This is a genomic window from Pedobacter sp. W3I1 (genome assembly GCF_030816015.1).
GTDB lineage: Bacteria > Bacteroidota > Bacteroidia > Sphingobacteriales > Sphingobacteriaceae > Pedobacter.
This window is the reverse complement of the sequence record NZ_JAUSXN010000001.1, coordinates 4,879,448-4,899,929: the sequence shown is the minus strand read 5'-3', so window position 1 is coordinate 4,899,929 and position 20,482 is coordinate 4,879,448. Positions and strand designations below refer to the sequence as shown.

The window sequence follows — 20,482 nt, the reverse complement described above, 5'->3', positions numbered from 1 at the left end:
TATTGCGCTGTCTGTGGTATTAAAATCCGGCTATAGGGATGTCTTTGGCCTTCTCTTCCGTTTAAAAAACAAATTCCCGGATGAAACTAACATCCGGGAATTGCATTTTACTTAGCAATACGTTTAACGATCATTGTTGCATAATATTTACAAAAAAAATGCCTGTTGCATACAAAAATTGTATCTATATTAGCATTGTAAGTATCTATATTTTCAGAAAGGCCCATTGCTGATTGCGGCCTCCCGAGTAAGTCCATTGTACAGCTGCACCACCATTATTGAGCGAAGAATTAAGAACATCCAAAGCTTTTCCGCTATTTGCATTAACGATTTTATAATATCCATTTGTGGTAATCTGAATTGACCATTTTTGATTGGCGCCACCGCTATAATCCCATAATGCTGCCTGACCGCCATCAGCAGTATTCCAGCCAGAAATTTCTAAACACTTTCCGGTAGCATGCATTGGGGTTAACCGGTAATAGCCACCGCCCGCATCTTCTACTTTAAACTGCTGGTTCGCCCCAGCTACATAACCCCACTGCTGCGCGGGTGTTTGATTGGCAGTAGCCCATCCCCCAAATTCCAATGCTTTAAAACTATATCTGTTTACAATCTGGTAAACCTGCCCCACCTGGATGGTTGAGGCCGTATTATTTTGGGTACCTTGCACCACTGCAGCCAGTCCCTGTTGATCGGCCACACCATTAGTCTGCCTGTCTATGAGCCTGAATGCATTGTTTCCGGCTGATCCGTCGTCAAAATAGAATGGTTGCAGGCCGTATAATAATGCCTGGTGGGTAATGTGATTTAGATAATACGCCCTGCTGGCCAGGTGCAGGGTTAATGCATCTCCAGAAAGTGTGTTTAGCCGACGAATTGCGCCGTATTCTCCCAAGATAACCGGAATACCTTTGTCAACGTATTTGGTCTTCATTAATGCAAACTCTGTCGCGGCGTTCGATTCTTCGCCAAAAGTCGCATTTCGTGAAGGATCGGTTGTAGAATGGTATCCATTGCCCCAGTAATAGAACATATTGCCCCAGCTTGCATCCTGGGTTAAACCTGCAAAATTAAACGGAGTATAGTGGTGCACTTCAACCATCAAACGATTAGCCGCTGGGTCTGTAGGGAGCGTATTCATTAAATTATTGGTGTATTCAATGTTGGTGGTTGGCCCCTGGATAACCAGTACTCTGTAACTATTGCGCCCCCCGGTTGATCTGACTGCATTTACAAAGGTTTGATGATAGGAAAGCAGCACACTCATACCGGTTGCATCTGATACCGCAGGTTCATTTGCACTAGCGAACATTACATGTTCGTCAAAATCACGCATTTGTGTCGCAATCTGTTCCCAAAAGGCTTTTTGTAATGCATTAACCTGGGCCTGTTGGGCCGTGGTGCAATTATTTTCCAACCATCCGCCGTCCCAATGGATATTTAAAATTACATAAAGGCCATCGTTTACGCAGTATTGCACAACCTGCTTTACCCTGTTAAGCCATGATTGCTGAAGTTGTGCCGTAGCGCTGTTGGCCATGTATTGGTTCCATGAGCAAGGGATCCGGACTGCAGTGAAACCACTTCTTTTAACCTGATCGATAAGTGCCTGACTCACCACCGGATTTCCCCAATTCGTTTCACCACCTGTTGCCTCAAGGGTATTGCCAATATTCCAGCCTAACTGGAATTTTTTAGAAAGCTGGAGTGCTGTACTGCCTACACCTGATTGATCGGCTGGAAGAGGAGATAAATTATAACTTGGATAACTTGTTGCTGTTAACGCACGGGCTGTTTTTTTATTGATCGTTGATTCTGGAATGGCAACTTCAGGCTTTTGACATCTTGTGAAAAAAAGCGTCACAACAATGCAGATAACATAGTTTAAGGTTCTCATATGATATAGATTTGGTTAGTAAACTGTATTAGATGGTGCATCTAACAACAGTTGGTAATGGTTAGTATTTTTAACAGATGGTTTTTGCTAATGGCACGAATATGGAACCATCGGTGCCCGTAAGCATAATGTGCTGCGTTTTATTAAATTAACGTTGGAAAAAGATTTGTTGCCATTGGCCGATGTTACATTTTCTCTGTAGAGGAGCGGTATCCTAACTGGTAAAGTGCTCCTGGGCATCAACAGCATAAGCCGTAGCCGTAATTTCGTTGGTTCTAACAGCCGTGTTAGATTCATGGTTTTCATGCTCATAATGGTTTTGGTTATAGATGGTTATTAATTGATAAGCCACCCGGATAAATGCGCAACAGATTGGACGTAATTCGGATTGAAAAGCTTCGTGGAAATAAAAAATATAAAACTCAGCTGTGCTTTATACAGGCGGCATATCAATAATTAAAAATAGCCATAGCTAATCTGCTCTAATGGTACAGATGTTAATAAAAAGGAGTACAGATGTTAATAAATTGAGCTGGCGGATGGGTTATAATCTTCCGATAATAGCACACAGGGCCTTAAATAAGGGCTGTTTCTGGTGAATCAACACAATGTTTTGTAATCGATAAAAACGGCTGGTTTAAGCCGGTAGCAACAAAAATGTTTCAAGATCTTTGTTATAAAGTGAAACCTACTCTATATACCTGTTTTTTATAGGCACTGGGAGACATACCAGTAAGTTTTTTGAATGATTTTGAGAAGTAGGAGAGATTATCAAATCCGGTTTGTACCGCAATATCCGAATAGGCAAGCCGGCTGGTGGCCAATAAATACTGCGCCCGCTCGATCCGTTTTTCAAGAATAAAGGTAACAGGGCGCTGGCCGGTAAAAGTTTTGAATAAGCGAGAGAAATAATCGGGGTGCTGATTAACACGGGAGGCAAGACCAGTTACGGATAATTCCTGCTGCAAATTTACCAGGATATAACCAACCGTTTCCACGATCTTGGCCGGAGCATGCCGGTCCTCATGTTTACGATGTAACTGTGGTTGGAGCAAACGTCCCGTCAATTGGAGCAGTATGCCCTGGGTTTCCAGGTAGCTGGCTAAGCCCTGCATATTGTTCAGCTCCTGGTATTCTCTGTAAAAAATATTTTTCTCATAAATCTTTGGATCATCAGACCTGTTAATGCCACGGCCGGGATTTATTTCTAGCAGTCGCTTAAAAAGATCAATGTCCATCGGTGTTGCCTTAATCTTTGAAACATTACGGCTCCGCGCAAACAGAGAAGTCCCGTCTACAGATTCTTCAAAAAACTGCACGAAATACTGGCTTAAATATCCATTGCAATGTAGATTACAAAGTGTGAAACTCGGTATAATATATAAATATCCAGGTTCAAGTTTTAAAGACCCCGACTGGTCGGCTACCTCACCATTTCCATCGTCTATGTAATAAATCCGGAAATAAGGACTGATCACATTCTGGTAATTCCATTTGGCCGTTAATTTCACATAATCTACATTGAGTAGCGAAAAAGTATTTTGCAGTACTCTTTTAATCATTTTCTAAATGTCGGATTTTTACAATAAAAAGTCTAATATATCCAAAATTAGATCGGATAACATGTTTATTTTTGATCATAATAACCAAATATAAAATCGTTAGGGGAGACGGCTTCTTGCAATTGATTATACTTCCGATCATTGCTATTGAACATTCCGCCCCCGGTTCTTAACTCATTATATATTTTAAAACTGGAATAGTAGCGTTTAAATTATCACATCAAATGAAAAAAAGAATATTCGTATGCATGATTGCAATTTCCATGTTGTTAAATGCACAGGCACAGCAAAAAACCGATAACCCTGAACAGGGTAAATTCAGTCCAACCAACGAATCCTTAAAACAGTATAAATATCCCGATTGGTTCCGTGATGCCAAATTTGGTATCTGGTCGCATTGGGGCCCTCAGGCAGTTCCCCGTCAGGGCGACTGGTATGCCCGAAACATGTATATACAAGGCAATAATCAGAATAAATATCATGTAGAACATTATGGGACACCATCCAAATTTGGCTACAAAGACATTATTCCGCTTTGGAAGGCAGAAAAATGGAATCCTGAACAGTTGATGGCCCTATACAAAAAAGCGGGAGCCAAATATTTTGTAAGTATGGGTTCTCACCACGATATGTTCTTTTTGTGGAATTCGAAGATACATAAGTGGAATTCGGTAAATATGGGGCCACACAAGGATGTGGTTGGCCTCTGGCAGAAAGCAGCAAAAAAAGAAGGCCTCCGTTTTGGGGTTTCTGAGCATCTTGCTGCAAGTTTCAACTGGTTTCAACCCAGCCATGGATCGGATAAAACAGGCCAGTTTGCCGGAGTTCCGTATGATGGTCGCGATCCTCAATATTCAGACCTGTATCATTTGCCTGCTGATTCAAGCAATATAAAAGAATGGCTTACCAATAATCCTGCATGGCATAAAAAATGGTTAGAAAATGTAACCGAACTTATTGATAACTATCACCCTGACCTGCTTTATTCTGATAGCAAACTTCCTTTTGAAGAATACGGGCGTAAAATGCTTGCCCATTATTATAATCAGGATATGGCTAAAAATAAAGGTAAACTTGAAGCTGTTTATACACCTAAAGAACCCTCTGAAGGTAAATGGGCGCAGGATGTTGAACGCGGTGTATTGGATTCGATCAGCCCTTTTCCGTGGCAGACCGATACCTCAATTGGCGATTGGTATTACCGAACAGGACAACGCTACAGGAGTGCAAATGAAATTGCCCAGCTTTTGATTGACGTGGTAAGTAAAAATGGAAACCTGCTGATTAATGTTGTACAAACCCCAGAAGGCGACTTAGAGCCTGATGTAATCAAAATAGTAACGGAAGTAGGGGAATGGACCAAAACTTATGGAGAAGGAATTTATGCCACAAGGCCATGGAAAGTATACGGAGAAGGACCATCTACGATTAAATCGAACCAGAAAAAAGGCAATTTCGGTGGATTGACAGATACCAGGGAATATGAGGCTACAGATATCCGTTATACAACAAAGGGGGGCAACCTTTTTGCTTTCTGCCTAAGTGTTCCCAAAACAGATATAAAAATGGAATTATTAGGAAAAAAATCTAAATATCTTGATAAACCGATCAGTTCGGTTTCCCTTTTGGGCAGTAAAGAAAAACTGGACTGGACGCAAACTGATGGTTCACTGGTGATCAAAAAGCCGAAAAATTATCCCACCTGGTCGGTAACAGGATTTAAAATAGAATTTAAAAAATAACAGCATAAAGTTTACATGTTCTTTGATGGAAACTAAACGCTCCACACTGGCGGTAATATTGCCCGGTCTTTTAACGGGATTGAGGCTTCACTTGCATCCAGGAAATTACTTGAGACGATATCATTAATCAACCAGTTGAAATTTTATAGTTACAAATGAAAAGATACTGCCTGGCCCTTGACCTGGTTGATGATGAAAAACTCATCGCAGAATATGAAGCCTACCATGTTAATGGATGGCCTGAAATTAAACGCAGTATAACCGATTCGGGTATATTGGATATGGAAATCTACCGCATTTCCAACCGCCTGTTTATGGTGATGGAAACACGCGACGATTTCAGTTTCGAGACCAAAGCACTTATGGACCTTTCAAACCCAAAGGTATTGGAATGGGAAGCGCTGATGTGGAAATACCAACAGGCGCTGCCCATTGCTCAACCCGGTGAAAAATGGGTATTGATGAAAAATATTTTCCGTTTAAATGATTAAGGACTGTACAAACCAAAGCCGACGCATCAATGTCATTAAGTTTAGAGGAAAGCAAAAAAGCATTGTCACCCTGAGGGATAATTTATTGTATAAAATCAATATAAACTATAGGTGATTTTAGTGGATTGATAGGCTGCGAGAGATCGTCATTCCCAGAGGTTAGTTTTTTAGCCAAAAACAAGGAGTTGGATGACAGGTAAGATAAATCGTCATCTCGACCGCAGTGGAGAGATCTTTTAACATAGTCCAAAGATCTCTCCACTCCGCATTTGCTTCGAGATGACGCCGATTTTTAGTAGCTGTCATTGATAGCCTGTCGAAAGACAAATGTTTTTTTGTTTTCGATCATAAGCTGGTTATCAATCAGCCTAACAAGGACCCAATAGCGCGCTGGCTAAACCATAATTATCCATTTATTTCTACAGCCTAAAATTAGAGTGAGCAAGCTTTATTATACGGGTAACACCAATTACCCTATAGAAAGTAACCAAAAAATTCACCTTAACGGAGTAAGATTTTAGGCGGCGAAATGTTGTTTTTGTATCTATCTGTTTAACAATTGATTACTATTTGTAGTTGCTGTTATTTGTTATGGTTAGATATGAGTATATGTTAACAAAAGTACTTATCTCTTTATCATTTATAGCATCCCTAGCTTTAGCCTCAGGCTATATTTGAATATTCAAAGCCAATTATTAATGGCAAGCAATTAGGATCGGTGGTCAGGGAAGATTAAACTCATCTATGCCTGGCGATTTTCTGGGGCTATCGTTAATAAGGGCTATACAAACCAAAAATAAACCAAATATGAACCAAACAATTTCTATTGGGAAATTACCGGCTTTTTTGCTGTTGGTAATTTTCTTATCGCTCCTGCACTTAAAAGGTTATGCCCAGGAGAGGCAAATTACAGGAAAGATCGTAGGGAACGACAATCCTGCACCGTTAATCGGTGCCACGGTACAGGTAAAAACAAAAAAGACAGCAGTATCAACAAATCAGCAAGGACAGTATTCAATAAGGGCAAATACTGGAGATGTGCTTGTTTTCAAAATGATCGGTTTTCAGCCACAGGAAATCATGATTGGTGATGGTAGTATCATCAATGTTATTTTAAGGATCGAAACTACAAAACTGGATGAAGTTGTTGTGATTGGCTACGGTGATAAGGCCAGGCGCGATCTTACCGGTTCAGTATCTTCGATTTCAGGAGCAGAACTCCTTAAAACACAGCCCACAACTGTTGATCAGGCATTGCAGGGAAAAGTTCCAGGCGTTGTGGTACAGCAGATTTCGGGCCAGCCTGGTGGTGGTGTTTCGGTACAAATCCGCGGACTTTCAGGCTTTAGCAATAACCCACCTTTATATGTTGTAGATGGCCTTCAGATCTTGCCTTCAACTGGCGACAAGGGTACAAATCCCTTATCAAGTATTAACCCCTCCGAAATTGCATCAATAGATATTTTAAAAGATGCTTCAGCTACTGCTATTTATGGGGCGCAGGCAACCAATGGTGTGGTGATCATTACTACCAAACGCGGCGTTTCAGGTCCTCCGGTGGTAAGTTATGATGGATATGCCGGTGCTCAGGCGCTGCCTAAATACTATGAGGTGATGAACCTGAGAGAATATGCAACCTTTATGAATGAAAAAGCCGCAATCATCGGTTATGATCTGAGGCCACAATTTGCAAATCCGGCATACCTTGGCGTAGGAACAGATTGGCAAAAAGCCTTATTCAGGACTGCGCTGATGCAGAACCATAATGTTGCCCTTATCGGAGGTGATGCCAGAACGAAATATTATCTCTCAGGAACTTATTTTTCTCAGGACGGAATTGCGCTGGGATCTGATTTCAGAAGGATTTCGAGCCGGTTGAACCTGGATAACAAAACAACAGATTGGTTAAAAATGGGAGTGAGCCTGCAGCTGGCCAACGTAAAAGAAAACGTTACTACATCTCAGTCAGGTGTAATCAGACAGGCGTTAAATCAAACACCTGACGTAAATGTGGTAAATCCTGATGGCACCTGGGGTGGTAATGATCCTAATATTTATGGCGCTACAGGTACCAATCCATTTGCTTTGGCCAAGATCGTAAAAGACCTTAAAAACCGTTATGAATTATTCGGAAACGCTTATGCTGAAATTCAGTTTGCCAAGGGGCTTACCCTGCGCAACGAAATCTCCGGAAATTTCTCAACAGGTACAGAAGATCAGTTTGATCCTATTTACACCATGGGCGCTTATTCTAAAACTTCCAATTCTGCGACTTACTCAAGCGGAAAAAATACCTTTTATTCGCTTACCAATTACTTAACCTACTCACATTCATTTGCCAAAAGGTATAATCTGAATGCAATGGTTGGACACGAGTCTAAATTATGGGATTATGAGAATGTATCAGCAAGCAGAAATAACTTCCCCAGCAACAATGTACAGGCTATAAGTGGTGGCGATGCTACCACAGCAACTAATTCTGGTGACAAAGGACAAACTGCCGGAGAATCATATTTCGGTCGTATTGATTTTAAATATGATGATAAGTATAACCTGACCCTTAATGTAAGGAACGATGGTTCTTCGAAATTTGCACCTGAAAACAGATGGGTAACCACTTATTCCGGAGCATTTGCCTGGAGGTTGAAACAGGAAAATATTCTCAAAGATGTAAAAGCGATTGATGATCTGAAACTTAGAATCGGATATGGTTTGCAGAATAACCAAAATATAAGAGATTATGCTTATGGCTCAACTTTAAGAACTGTAGCTACATCATTATCCGGTAATTCACAACTAATCGCTACCAGTGGCAATCCTGATGTAAAATGGGAAACCACAAAAGGATATAATACGGGTCTGGATGTAAGTATTCTAAATAGAAGGGTTGACTTTTCTGTTGATGCCTATTATAAAAAAACAGATAATTTATTATTAAGCCTTACTCTACCATTGTATTCGGGTATGATTGATGCTACGGGCTATGCACCAGGATCAATTCAGTCGCCTTATATCAACATTGGTTCGGTAAGCAATAAAGGAATAGAATTTTCCATTACAACACACAACATAAAATCTAATAACTTCAACTGGAGAACTAACCTGACATTTTCTCATAACGAAAATAAAATCGAGACCTTGAACACTGATGCTGCCGCACTTTATGGCTATGCAGGGAGTACAGCGATTACCAAATCTGTAGTAGGAAGATCAATAGGTGAATATTACGGATACGAAACATTGGGTACCTATAAAAATGCAGAAGATTTTAAAAAATATCCAGCCTTACCACAAAAAGGAGGTCTTCCAATCCCAATCACCAATGGTTCGGGAGGAGTATGGGTTGGTGATGTTATTTTTAAAGACCAGAATAACGATGGCGTGATCGATGAAAGCGACCAGGTGTTCTTAGGTTCACCAATTCCGAAATTCCAGTTTGGGATAAACAACAGCTTTAATTATAAAAACTTTGACCTGAATATTTTCATGTCTGGAAATTACGGCAATAAACTTTATAACCAGGTGAGGGTAGATGCAGAAAACCCGAATCAGAATTTTGGATACTTTAGAAATGTGGGAGATTATGCCCGCATCGGGTTAATTAATCCTGCCGGTTCTGCTGCTGATATCAACAACGTATATATTACCAATCCCGAAACCAGTATCACCAGAATCAGTCAGGCCAGTGGTAACGGCAACGAACGTTTTTCGAGTAAATATATCGAAGATGGCTCATTTATAAGGTGTAAAAGCATTACGCTGGGATATAATTTTAAAGAGGATCTCTTATCCAAAATCCACCTGAAAACCTTGCGTTTGTATGCACAGGTAACCAACGTATTTACAATTACAAAGTATAAGGGTTACGATCCTGAAATAGGTTCATGGAATCCCTTAGCAGCAGGTGTAGATAATGGATATTATGCGCAGCCACGGGTGTTTACTATTGGTGCCAACATCTCTATTTTAAACAAATAAGACCTAAAATTATGAAACATATTAAACTATACATACTCACTTTATTCGCCGCTGTTATAATAGTAAGCGGTTGTAAAAAAGATTTTCTGGATAGAGCCCCCTTGTCGCAAATAACAACAGATAATTTTTATAAGAGCTCCTCAGACTTAAGGCTTGCCACAGCTGCCCTTTATGCACAGCCATGGAACGATTGGAACAGTTTTCCTTTGCTTGGGATCGGCGACATTCTGAGCGGCAATATGCTGCAGCCTTATAATGCCGATCTTGCCCAGTTGACCTCGTTTGCAGTAACCAGCAATAATGGACAGATTGGTACCTCCTGGCGCTGTTTTTATAAAATAGTAGCACACTGTAACACCAATATTAAGGCCATCAATACCAAATTACCCGACAGCGTATCCCTAAAAAGTAAAAATGGTGCTTTGGGCGAGCTGAAATTTTTGCGAGCTACAGCATATTTTCATTTGGCACAGTTGTGGGGGGCAGTGCCCATTATTGAGGATAATGATAAATTAATTAAAAATCCCCTTTTACCACGTCACCTGCTTAGCGATGTATATAAATTTATCATCAGCGATTTAAGGTTTGCCGCAGGCGCATTGCCTATCCGCGATCAGGCCGGAAGGGTAACTACCTGGTCTGCCCAGGGCATGCTGGCTAAAGTATATTTAACAAAAGCTGGTATCAGCGGAAGCAGGCGTCAGTCAGATTTGGACAGTGCTGCATTTTTCGCTAAAAATGTGATCAATACAAGCGGTTTAACGCTTCTTCCGAGTTATTATAATCTTTTCAAAACGCAGTTTAATGATAATCAGGAATCGCTTTTTGCTTTTCAGTGGGCACCTGGTGTAGGTTATGGAAATGGTAATGCAATGCAGACGCAGTTTGCACCCAGCGGGAGTGTAGTTCCTCCTGGTGGAGGATGGGGCGGAGCCATTGGACCAACTTTCGATCTTGACACTTTATATACGCCTCAGGATTCTATACGCCGTAAAGCAACTTTTATGCTTACCGGCGATCACTACCCAGAACTGAATGCTGCAGGTGGTGGTTATACCGCAACCTCGTGCAGTGTTAAAAAACATATTGTTGGTACCGCTATAGACAATAATGCACCAACGATGGATATTTGGTCTTCTACCGAACATAATACGGTTTTACGCCTGGCCGATGTTTACCTGGTATATGTGGAAGCTTTACTGGGTACCAATAATTCAACTTCGGATGCAGAAGCATTAAGGGTTTTTAATATGGTAAGGAAAAGGGCTGGTGTTGATCCGGTAACATCAATCACAACGGAGACACTTAGAAAAGAAAGAAGGATTGAACTGGCATTTGAGGGGCAGTATTGGTTTGATCTGGTCCGTCTTTCCTATTATAATCCACAGGGAGCAATTACATTGTTAAGCAACCAGATCTCAAAGAACACAAGGGTTCAGTTTGCGTATGATCCGGCTACGGGAAAGAAAACGAAAAATACCAGTGGGATAGTAATCACCCCACCAACCATTGCAACCTTTACCCTTCCTTTACCAGCAACCGAGATAACAGCCGACCCCAAATTATTAGATCCACCAGTCGCGTATTATTAATCAGAACAATTAATTATTAATTAAAAAGATATGAAAAATCTGTTAAACAGGGCTAATAGCCGTTTGTTACTTATTTTAATTGCAATAATATTTTTTGCACTTCAAGGTTGTAAAAAGGATTCATCCTTATCATCATCATCTGGCCCGCCGGTTATTACTGGTGTACGTAACTATGTACCCAGTCCGGGCGATTCCCTGTTAACCAGGGTAGGAACCGGAAAATGGGTTGTAATTACAGGGAGTAACCTAAAAGGAGCACTCCAGATTTATTTTAACGGGGTTAAAGGTTCTTTTAACGATGCCTGGTTTTCTGATACAAGCGCTATCGTATTAATGCCTGCAGTAATTGCTTTCCCTTTGGTGGAGCCTTCGCAGCTTAATACGATACGGTTTGTAACCACAAAGGGCGAAACTACCTTTTCATTTCCAATTGTGGCTCCTGCTCCTACAATCTCTGGAATATCAAACGAAAGTGCGAATCCTGGCGATACAGTTGTAATAAAAGGATTTAATTTCTTTTTTATTCAGCGGGTAAGCTATGCAGGGGTAGATGTAAAGGGCTTTACGGCGGCAAGTGACGGTACCGGTATAAAAATGGCAGTTCCTGCAAGTGTTTCAACACCTGGGCCTGTTATTGTAACCACAAAGTCGGGTACAGCCACCACCTTTTACAACGTTCATGATTTTGCAACAGGTGTATTAAATAACTATGACAGTATAAATACCTTCGCCTGGGGTTCTGATGTTTCAAACAACGCTGTTAATTTTCCGGGGAATAATGGTAATTATGGAATATTAAAGGCTACAAATGTCCCTGCTGGTAACGGAAGCTGGTGGGAAGGTGGACGTTCAATTAATACTAACGAAGTTCAGTGGGTTCCTGCAGCCAATCTGCAAGATACCCTGAACAATTATTCCTTAAAATTTGAAATAGCTGTTAAGAAACCATGGACCGATGGCTCTATTCAGATTGTTAAGGACTTTACCTTTACCTATTCCGCTTTTTATCGTCCGTGGAAAAATGCAAACGGATCAAACGCTCCATTTAAAACAAATGGCTGGCAAACCGTTATTGTTCCACTATCGAACTTTTTAAAGAACGGACTGCCCGCTCAAACCTTGACCGAGTTACTCGGTTCAACAGGAAAAGGAGCGATCAACGTCACTTTTACCAATGATGGTGCAACCGTGGTCACTGACTTTGAAGCCGCTATAGATAATATCAGGATAGTAAAAACAAGATAAGCAATACCACCGGTCCGTAATTTTACGGGCCGGTATGCTTTAAATATAGCAACGAGAAAGGTTTTTTATAATCTTAAAAAGAACAATGAAATAAATTTATGAGCCGCTTCGCAAACATAAAAATAAAAGGATGCCTGTATATCTTAGTATTGCTCGCCTTTAGCCTGCTTACCGCATATTGTAAAAAGAAAGAAGAAGTTCAACCACAACTCAACATTTCTACATCGGATGTTGCTTTTCTGCCTGATGGAGGCATTTCAAATATAACGGTTACCAGCAATGGAAAATGGAACACTAAAAATCCTGCCGATCTTTGGTTGCAGGTTAGCCAGACTGCAGGAAGTGAAGGAAATACCGAATTAAAGTTAACCGCAATGCCTAACCTTACAGGTGTTTCCCGTTCTGCGGTAATGGTCGTTAACTCAGATAACGGACAGGCCCGAAGGGTTACGATATCGCAAACGAGCACGCTTTATCCTTCCTACAATACATCGCCTAAAGCACCAGACCAAACGGGTATGGGCAGCACGGCTGTACAACTGGCTGCCAAAATGAATTTGGGCCTTAATATTGGGAATACAATGGAGGCTCAGGGCGGCGAAACGGGCTGGGGGAATCCCCGGATTACCGAATCGTATGTGAAATTTGTAAAACAGACAGGTTTTAATGCAATACGTATTCCCTGCGCCTGGAACTGGCAACATTTGAGCGACGAGCAAAAGGCTACAATTGATCCTGTATGGCTTAACCGTGTTAAAGAAGTAGTTAAATATTGCGTTGACAACGATATGTATGTGCTGTTGAATATCCACTGGGATGGCGGTTGGCTTGATAAAAATATCAATTCAACACAGAAAGACGCTGTTAATGCCAAACAAAAGGCTTTATGGGAACAGATTGCAACAACCATGAGAGATTTTGATGAACATTTGATGTTTGCCAGTGCTAACGAACCCCCGGCCGAAAATGCAGAACAAATGGCAATACTAAACAGCTATCACCAAACATTTGTCAACGCCGTTCGTGCCACTGGAGGAAAGAACAGTTACAGGGTACTGGTTGTTCAGGGACCTGGAACCGATTTCGAAAAAACCAATAACCTGATGAATGTACTTCCAACTGACCAGATTCCTAACCGTATGATGGTTGAGGTGCATAACTATACGCCCTCTCAATTTACAATATTAATGGATGGTGATGCCAGTTGGGGTAAAATGTTCTACTATTGGGGAACAGGCCATCATTCGGCTACCGATCCAAGCCGCAATGCAACGTGGGGCGAAGAAAGTGAAATATCAAGATTATACGCATTGATGAAAGCGAAGTTTGTGGATAAAGGGATTCCGGTAATACTTGGCGAATATGCAGCCTTCAGGAGAACAAATCCAAATTATTTGCCTGCAGATATGGCAAAACACAATGAGTCTATAAACTACTGGACAACTTACTCAACCCAACAGGCCATTAAATCTGGCCTTAAGCCCTTCTTTTGGGAACAAGGCACTGTTTTAGACCGCAGGAACAATAAAGTTCTGGATCAGGGAATAGTAAACGCCATTATCTCGGGAGCGAAGTAAAATGATAAAGTTTATGCCGTTTATTTAAACCTGAATAAAAATCCGTGATGCCTTATGGATCACGGATTTCGATAAATATTGATTTCGCATTGATGTGAAAACTAAGCGGTCCATAGAAAAATAGGACACCGACAACCAGGTACGTATCACCTCAATATTTTTACAACTTTCAATAATATGAATAAATTTATAATCACAATCTTATTAATCCAGTTTAGCATTTGTGCAACAGCGCAATATCAGGTAACGCAAACGGCAAATGTCCCTGGATTTTATAGCAATCCTATTTTTGCCGGAGACTACCCAGATCCGAGTATATTACGTGATGGGGATAATTATTACATGGTTCATTCCTCTTTCGAATATTATCCAGGTTTATTGATCTGGCATTCAAAAGATCTGATCAACTGGAAACCGGTAACCCACGCCCTGCACAAAAAAGTAGGCTCGGTGTATGCACCTGATCTGGTGAAGTACAAAAACAAGTTTTATATCTATTTCCCAGCAAATGGTACCAATTATGTGGTCACTGCAGATTCAATTGATGGTCAATGGAGTGATCCGGTTGATTTGAAAATCGGCAACATCGACCCGGGTCATATTACGGATAAAGAAGGCAAAAGATATTTATTCTTCAGCGACGGAGGATTTGTGCCTTTATCTGATGATGGTCTTTCAATAACAGGAGATCAAAAGAGTTCGTATAAAGGCTGGCCAATACCAAGAGACTGGTCTATTGAGTGTTTTTGTCTGGAAGGCCCTAAATTGATAAAGAGGGGAGAATACTATTATATTACTGTGGCCGAAGGCGGAACAGCAGGCCCCATAACCGGCCACATGGTCGTATCCGCTCGATCAAAATCACTGTCGGGGCCATGGGAAAATTCTCCTTATAATCCGATTGTAAGAACAACAGAAAAATCTGAAAGATGGAGATCAAAAGGGCATGCTACCATTATTGATGATGTGAAAGGAAACTGGTGGATGGTGTTCCACGCTTACGAAAAAGATTATTACAACAAAGGCCGCCAAACGATGCTGTTGCCTATAGAATGGACAAAAGACGGCTGGTACAAAGTTGCGGCAGGCGTATCAGACAGTAAACCGATCAAAAAGCCAGATTTGGCCCCTTCTAAAACCAATTTCAACCTGAACGATAATTTTGCGGGTCATAAATTAAAATCTCAATGGCAATTCTTCGAAGAACTGGATACTAACAGGTTTAAATTGGCCAATAACAGCTTGTCTGTTAAAGCAAAAGGAAATACTATTGGCAATAGTTCTCCCTTGCTGTGCATTCCGGAAGACCATTCCTATACTGTTGATGTGGAGGTATTAATAGAAGGAAAAGCAACGGCCGGCTTGGCTCTTTTTTACAATAACACTGCATCGTCCGGTATATTGGCCAACAATGAGGATATAATTGCCGATTTGCGTGGCTGGCGAGCCCTGGCTGAAAAAAATGTAGTTAACAACCATGTATTCCTCCGCCTCAAAAATGTAGAAAACACAGTAGATCTGTATTACAGTAAAGATGGCGTGAAATGGAACAAAATCGAAAATTCTTTTGAAGTATCTGGCATGCACCACAATGTACTTAGCGGATTTTTGAGTTTACGGATCGGCCTTTGTTCTATAGGAGATGGAAAAATAACTTTTAAGAATTTTAAATATACCCCAATAAAATAGTTCGCTTAGAAATTCAGCAAACCGGCAATTTTGGCATTCGATGATAATTGATAAAACATTAATATTTTTATGAAGCAAATATTTGGTACACCAATGAGTAACAGGAGCTTGTACAGGAACAATTTTAGTAAAAGCAACGCCCATAACAACATCACGTTATATCTTGGTATTTTAACCACGCTTTTTTTGCTTCTACTAAACTGTACTTTGGGAAATGCGCAAAGTAAGGGTAATAATGAGCGAAAACAGTTATTCGATTATAACTGGAAATTTTTGCAGGGCGATGAGGCTTTAGCTAAAACAAGAGATTTTAACGATAAGGATTGGCGTGGCCTGGATTTGCCGCACGATTGGAGCATTGAAGGTAAAATAAATCCGAAAAACCCTACCGGAGGTGCTGGAGGTTACTTTCCTGCAGGCATAGCCTGGTATAGAAAAACCCTTAATGCCCCGCTTGAATGGAAGGGTAAGGAGATTTCTATTTATTTTGAGGGGGTATATATGAACGCTGAAGTGTTTATTAACGGAAAATCCCTTGGAATCAGGCCTTATGGTTATTCTTCTTTCAATTATGACCTTTCGCCTTATCTCGATTTTGATAAAGAAAATGTAATCGCTGTACGTGTAGATAATTCCCAGCAAATAAATTCCAGGTGGTACAGCGGCTCTGGCATTTACCGCCATGTTTGGATCAATGTTACCGATCCGGTTCATGTTGCACATTGGGGACTGAACATTTCAACTCCGGTGGTGTCTTCAAAAAAGGCAATAATACTGCTTAAAACTAAGATCAAAAACGGAACAGCAACTGCCCAGCAGGTTTTGGTTGAAACTCTTCTTTGGAATAAAAGTGCTAAAAGTGCAGGAAAGGCTCTTGTAAAGGTTGAGCTTCCTGCCAACAGTGAAAAGGAAATCACCCAAACCATACAGGTGTCAAACCCTAAGCTTTGGACACCTGAAACACCACATTTATATCAGGCTCAAATCCAGGTGTTAAAAGCCGGGAAAGTGCTTGACGATGCGACAACCTATTTTGGTATCCGCTCTATAAAATTTACTGCTGAAAATGGATTTCAGCTTAATGGAAAAACAGTGAAGATCAATGGTGGATGTGTACATCACGATAATGGCTGCCTGGGCGCTGCGGCTTTTGACCGTGCAGAACAGCGTAAAGTGGAGTTGCTTAAAGCAGGTGGTTTTAATGCTGTTCGGACTTCCCATAATCCACCATCAGAAGCATTTCTTGATGCCTGCGATAAACTGGGCCTGCTGGTAATGGACGAATCGTTCGATTGCTGGAAAATTGGAAAAAACAATAACGACTATGCTAAGCGTTTTAACAAGTGGTGGCAGCGAGATTTAGAAGCAATGGTATTGCGCGATCGTAACCATCCTTCGGTTTTTATGTGGAGCATAGGCAATGAAATACCCGAGCGGGCAGATCCGGAAGCCGTGAAAACTGCACAAATGCTTTCTGATGCCTTAAAAAAAATAGATAATACCCGCCCAGTTACCTCTGCAATTGTAAATAATGGTAAAAACTGGAATGTGTTTGATCCACTAATGGCGGTACATGATGTTGCCGGTTATAATTATAACCTGCATAGTGCTCCTGACGATCATAAAAGAGTGCCTTCGCGTATCATCGTTCAAACCGAATCCTATCCCAGAGACGCATTTGCCAATTGGAAACTGGTACAGGAAAACAATTATGTAATAGGAGATTTTGTTTGGACAGCCATGGATTACCTGGGTGAGTCGGGCATCGGGCGCTGGTATTATTCAGGTGATGTACCCGGCGAGCACTGGGAGAATAGTTTTTTTCCTAATCATGGCGCTTACTGCGGCGATATAGATCTGATTGGTTGGAGAAAACCCATTTCTCATTACCGGAGCATGCTGTATAACAATAACGAAAAACTTTATATGGCAGTTCGCGAACCAGCTCCTGAGCCTTTAGAAATCAAAGAAACCTTATGGTCGGTATGGCCAACCTGGGAAAGCTGGAACTGGCCTGGTTTTGAAGGAAAAACAGTTAAGGTTGAAGTATATTCAAAATACCAGAAAGTAAGATTATACCTGAATGACAAATTAATAGGAGAACAGGCAACTACCCTCACTCAACAGTTTAAGGCTACTTTTCAGGTTCCATATGCTCCTGGTTTGCTTAAGGCTGTAGGTGTGGAAAATGATAAAGAAACAGGAGTGGCCATTCTGCAAACAGCGGGCGATCCCGCAAAAATAAATCTAAGGGCAGACCGGATAGAAATATTGGCCAATGGACAGGATTTATCATACATCACCATTGAAATAACGGATAAAAACGGAACACTCACACCAAATGCAGTAAATCGCCTGCATTTTAATATTGAAGGGCTAGGTGTGATTGCCGGAGTAGATAATGCTGACTTGAAAGACTATGAACAATATGTAGGTAATAGCCGTAAAGCATGGCATGGGCGGGCGCTGGTTGTCATTAGAAGCGGCCGTCGTGAAGGTGATATTAAACTTACAGTTACTTCTGCAGGTTTACCTGCGGAAACTTTAATTATCAAAACAGCTGTTAAGGATTTAAGCCACAACAATTAAACTATTATGGTAAAAAAAACTATCCCACTTATCCTGTTAACACTACTTATTTCGATAATAAAGGTGAAATCGCAGGAAACCAGCCATTTTTTTTCTGAAAAAGACCTGATCACTACCGGGATATACTATTATCCCGAACATTGGAAGGAAAGCCAGTGGGAGCGCGATATCAAAAAGATTTCGGATATGGGCTACGAGTTTGTCCACCTTGCAGAATTCGCCTGGTTTAAAATGGAGCCTGAAGAAGGGAAGTTTGATTTTGCCTGGCTCGATAAGGTAGTGGGGCTTTGTGTTAAATATAAGCTTAAAGTGCTGATGTGCACGCCCTCGGCAACTACGCCAGCCTGGATGCGGACAGATTATCCTGAAACTTTTATCATGGATGGGCACTATACCCGCGCTGAGCACGGAACGCGCGGACTCGCTTCAATCGTTAACCCCAGGTATCGCTTATTCGTCGAAAAAATTGTAGCTGAAATGGCCAGGCGTTACGGGCAGAACAAAGATGTAATTGGGTGGCAGCTCGATAACGAACCCGATGCCAAACCCGATTACAGTGCATCCTCGCAGGAAGCTTTCAGGCAATGGCTAAAAAAAAGATATAAAACTGTCGATGCTTTAAATGAAGCCTGGGGTACAGCTTTCTGGAGCCAGTGGTACAACAGCTTTGAACAGGTTATGATCCATAATACCAATCTGGTGGGCTGGTGGGGGAATAATCCGCACGCCCTGCTCGATTTTAAGCGCTATTGTGCAGACGCCCAGGCCGAATTTCTCGATTTCCAGGCCGCCATCCTGCGCAACCATATTTCAAAGCAGCAGTATATTACCACCAACTATACTGCGGTTTCCACAGGTTCTGATCCTGTGCGAACAAAAAAACTCGATTTTGCTGCCTATACTGCTTATCCTAACGGTGGCAGCGATAATATTGGTGAACTTGGATTCAGGCTGGGAGATAGCAGGGTAATCCTTTTTGCATCAGCATATTATAAACAGCTTGGTGGTGTATCTGGCGTGATGGAAATTCAGCCTGGCCCGGTAAATTGGGGAAGCTATAACCCGCTTCTTTTACCCGGAACAGTGCGCATGTGGTTGTACCATTCGTTTGCTGCAGGTGGAAAGCTTGCCTGCTCTTACCGCTTCCGGCAAATTTTATACGGTGCCGAACAATACCACTCGGGCGTTATACAAACAGACGGGGTAACACCTTCGCCAGGTGGAGAGGAATATATGCAGTTCATGAAAGAGATAAAAGAGTTACGAAAACAATATAGACCAGGCGTTAAAATGCCCGAAAAACTCGCCACACGCTCAACAGCTATTCTCTGGAACTTGGAAAATTACTGGACTATCGACAGGCAAAAACAGACCACGCAGTGGGATACATGGAATTACCCCGTTAAGTTTATGGAAATAGCGAAATCTTTAGGTGCTCCTGTTGATGTAATACCTGAAACTGCCGATCTGTCTAAATATAAGGTGGTCATAGTTCCTGCTTACGAAATGGTAGATTCTGCTTTGGTAAAGAAATGGAACAGTTATGTAACGGATGGCGGACATTTGATTATAACTTGCCGTACAGCAACCAAAAACCGCATGGGGCATTTCTGGGAGGGTAAACTGGCCGCACCGATTTCCGGACTTATTGGAGCTCAGGTTACCGCAACGGATATGCTTTCTGTTTACGGTAAAGGAGATGTTCTGATGAACGAAAAACACTACGATTGGAACAATTGGTCCGATTTGCTACTGCCCAATCAGGGTACAGAGATTCTGGCGAGCTATGACAACCAGTTTTACAAGGGAAAGGCAGCTGTTACTAAACGCAAAGTCGGCAAAGGAACGGTTACCTACATCGGCGTTGCAACTGATAATAGCGAATTGGAAAAGGATTTATTACGTGATATTTATATCCAGGCAGGAGCAACCGTTGAAAATTATCCGCCAGGCGTATTTGTTTATTGGAGAGATGGATTTTACATGGCGGTAAATTATTCTTCAGCTAACTACACCATGGGTATACCAGAAACTTCAAAGATTTTAATTGGTGAAAAAATACTGAAGCCGGCAGGCATATTGGTTTGGAAAGAATAAGTGGCAAACCATCTATCTGA

Annotated in this window: 12 protein-coding genes; 9 read left to right on the top strand and 3 right to left on the bottom strand. The window is 41.4% G+C overall.

Annotated elements, in window-relative coordinates; genetic code table 11:
• Positions 1–205: 205 nt before the first annotated feature.
• The 3 genes from QF042_RS19900 to QF042_RS19890 form a co-directional block, all read right to left on the bottom strand.
• A complete protein-coding gene (locus QF042_RS19900; RefSeq protein ID WP_307531658.1) occupies positions 206–1,900 on the bottom strand; it encodes a cellulase family glycosylhydrolase in 1,695 nt (564 codons plus the stop codon).
• Between the two features lie 214 nt (positions 1,901–2,114).
• Complete coding sequence (locus QF042_RS19895; protein ID WP_307531656.1) at positions 2,115–2,252, bottom strand: hypothetical protein; 138 nt, start codon at positions 2,250–2,252, stop codon at positions 2,115–2,117.
• A 322-nt stretch (positions 2,253–2,574) separates the two neighbouring features.
• Positions 2,575–3,462 (bottom strand): AraC family transcriptional regulator, encoded by an 888-nt coding sequence (locus QF042_RS19890; RefSeq protein ID WP_307531654.1) that lies wholly within the window; start codon positions 3,460–3,462, stop codon positions 2,575–2,577.
• 224 nt (positions 3,463–3,686) lie between these two features.
• On the opposite strand from QF042_RS19890, the gene QF042_RS19885 reads away from it, so the two are divergent.
• The 9 genes from QF042_RS19885 to QF042_RS19845 all read left to right on the top strand — a co-directional run bounded on the left by QF042_RS19885 (position 3,687) and on the right by QF042_RS19845 (position 20,462).
• The gene (locus QF042_RS19885; RefSeq protein ID WP_307531651.1) at positions 3,687–5,204 is read left to right on the top strand and encodes an alpha-L-fucosidase; all 1,518 of its coding nucleotides are present in this window, start codon (positions 3,687–3,689) and stop codon (positions 5,202–5,204) included.
• A gap of 155 nt (positions 5,205–5,359) precedes the next feature.
• Entirely contained in the window at positions 5,360–5,695 is a 336-nt protein-coding gene (locus tag QF042_RS19880) for an L-rhamnose mutarotase (protein WP_307531649.1), read from the top strand.
• A gap of 807 nt (positions 5,696–6,502) precedes the next feature.
• Positions 6,503–9,673: a TonB-dependent receptor gene (locus QF042_RS19875; RefSeq protein WP_307531647.1), complete on the top strand. Its 3,171-nt coding sequence runs from the start codon at positions 6,503–6,505 to the stop codon at positions 9,671–9,673.
• An 11-nt stretch (positions 9,674–9,684) separates the two neighbouring features.
• Positions 9,685–11,265, top strand: a complete 1,581-nt coding sequence (locus QF042_RS19870; RefSeq protein ID WP_307531645.1) for a RagB/SusD family nutrient uptake outer membrane protein — start codon at positions 9,685–9,687, stop codon at positions 11,263–11,265.
• 30 nt (positions 11,266–11,295) lie between these two features.
• A complete protein-coding gene (locus QF042_RS19865) occupies positions 11,296–12,510 on the top strand; it encodes a glycan-binding surface protein (protein WP_307531644.1) in 1,215 nt (404 codons plus the stop codon).
• Positions 12,511–12,608: 98 nt separating this feature from the next.
• On the top strand, positions 12,609–14,087 hold the full coding sequence (locus QF042_RS19860; RefSeq protein WP_307531641.1) for a cellulase family glycosylhydrolase: 1,479 nt from the start codon (positions 12,609–12,611) through the stop codon (positions 14,085–14,087).
• Between the two features lie 177 nt (positions 14,088–14,264).
• Positions 14,265–15,776, top strand: a complete 1,512-nt coding sequence (locus QF042_RS19855) for a family 43 glycosylhydrolase (RefSeq protein WP_307531639.1) — start codon at positions 14,265–14,267, stop codon at positions 15,774–15,776.
• A gap of 69 nt (positions 15,777–15,845) precedes the next feature.
• Positions 15,846–18,365 carry a glycoside hydrolase family 2 TIM barrel-domain containing protein gene (locus tag QF042_RS19850; protein WP_307531638.1) on the top strand — a complete coding sequence of 840 codons (2,520 nt, stop codon included), beginning with the start codon at positions 15,846–15,848 and terminating at the stop codon, positions 18,363–18,365.
• Positions 18,366–18,371: 6 nt separating this feature from the next.
• Positions 18,372–20,462: a beta-galactosidase gene (locus tag QF042_RS19845; RefSeq protein ID WP_307531636.1), complete on the top strand. Its 2,091-nt coding sequence runs from the start codon at positions 18,372–18,374 to the stop codon at positions 20,460–20,462.
• Positions 20,463–20,482: the final 20 nt, after the last annotated feature.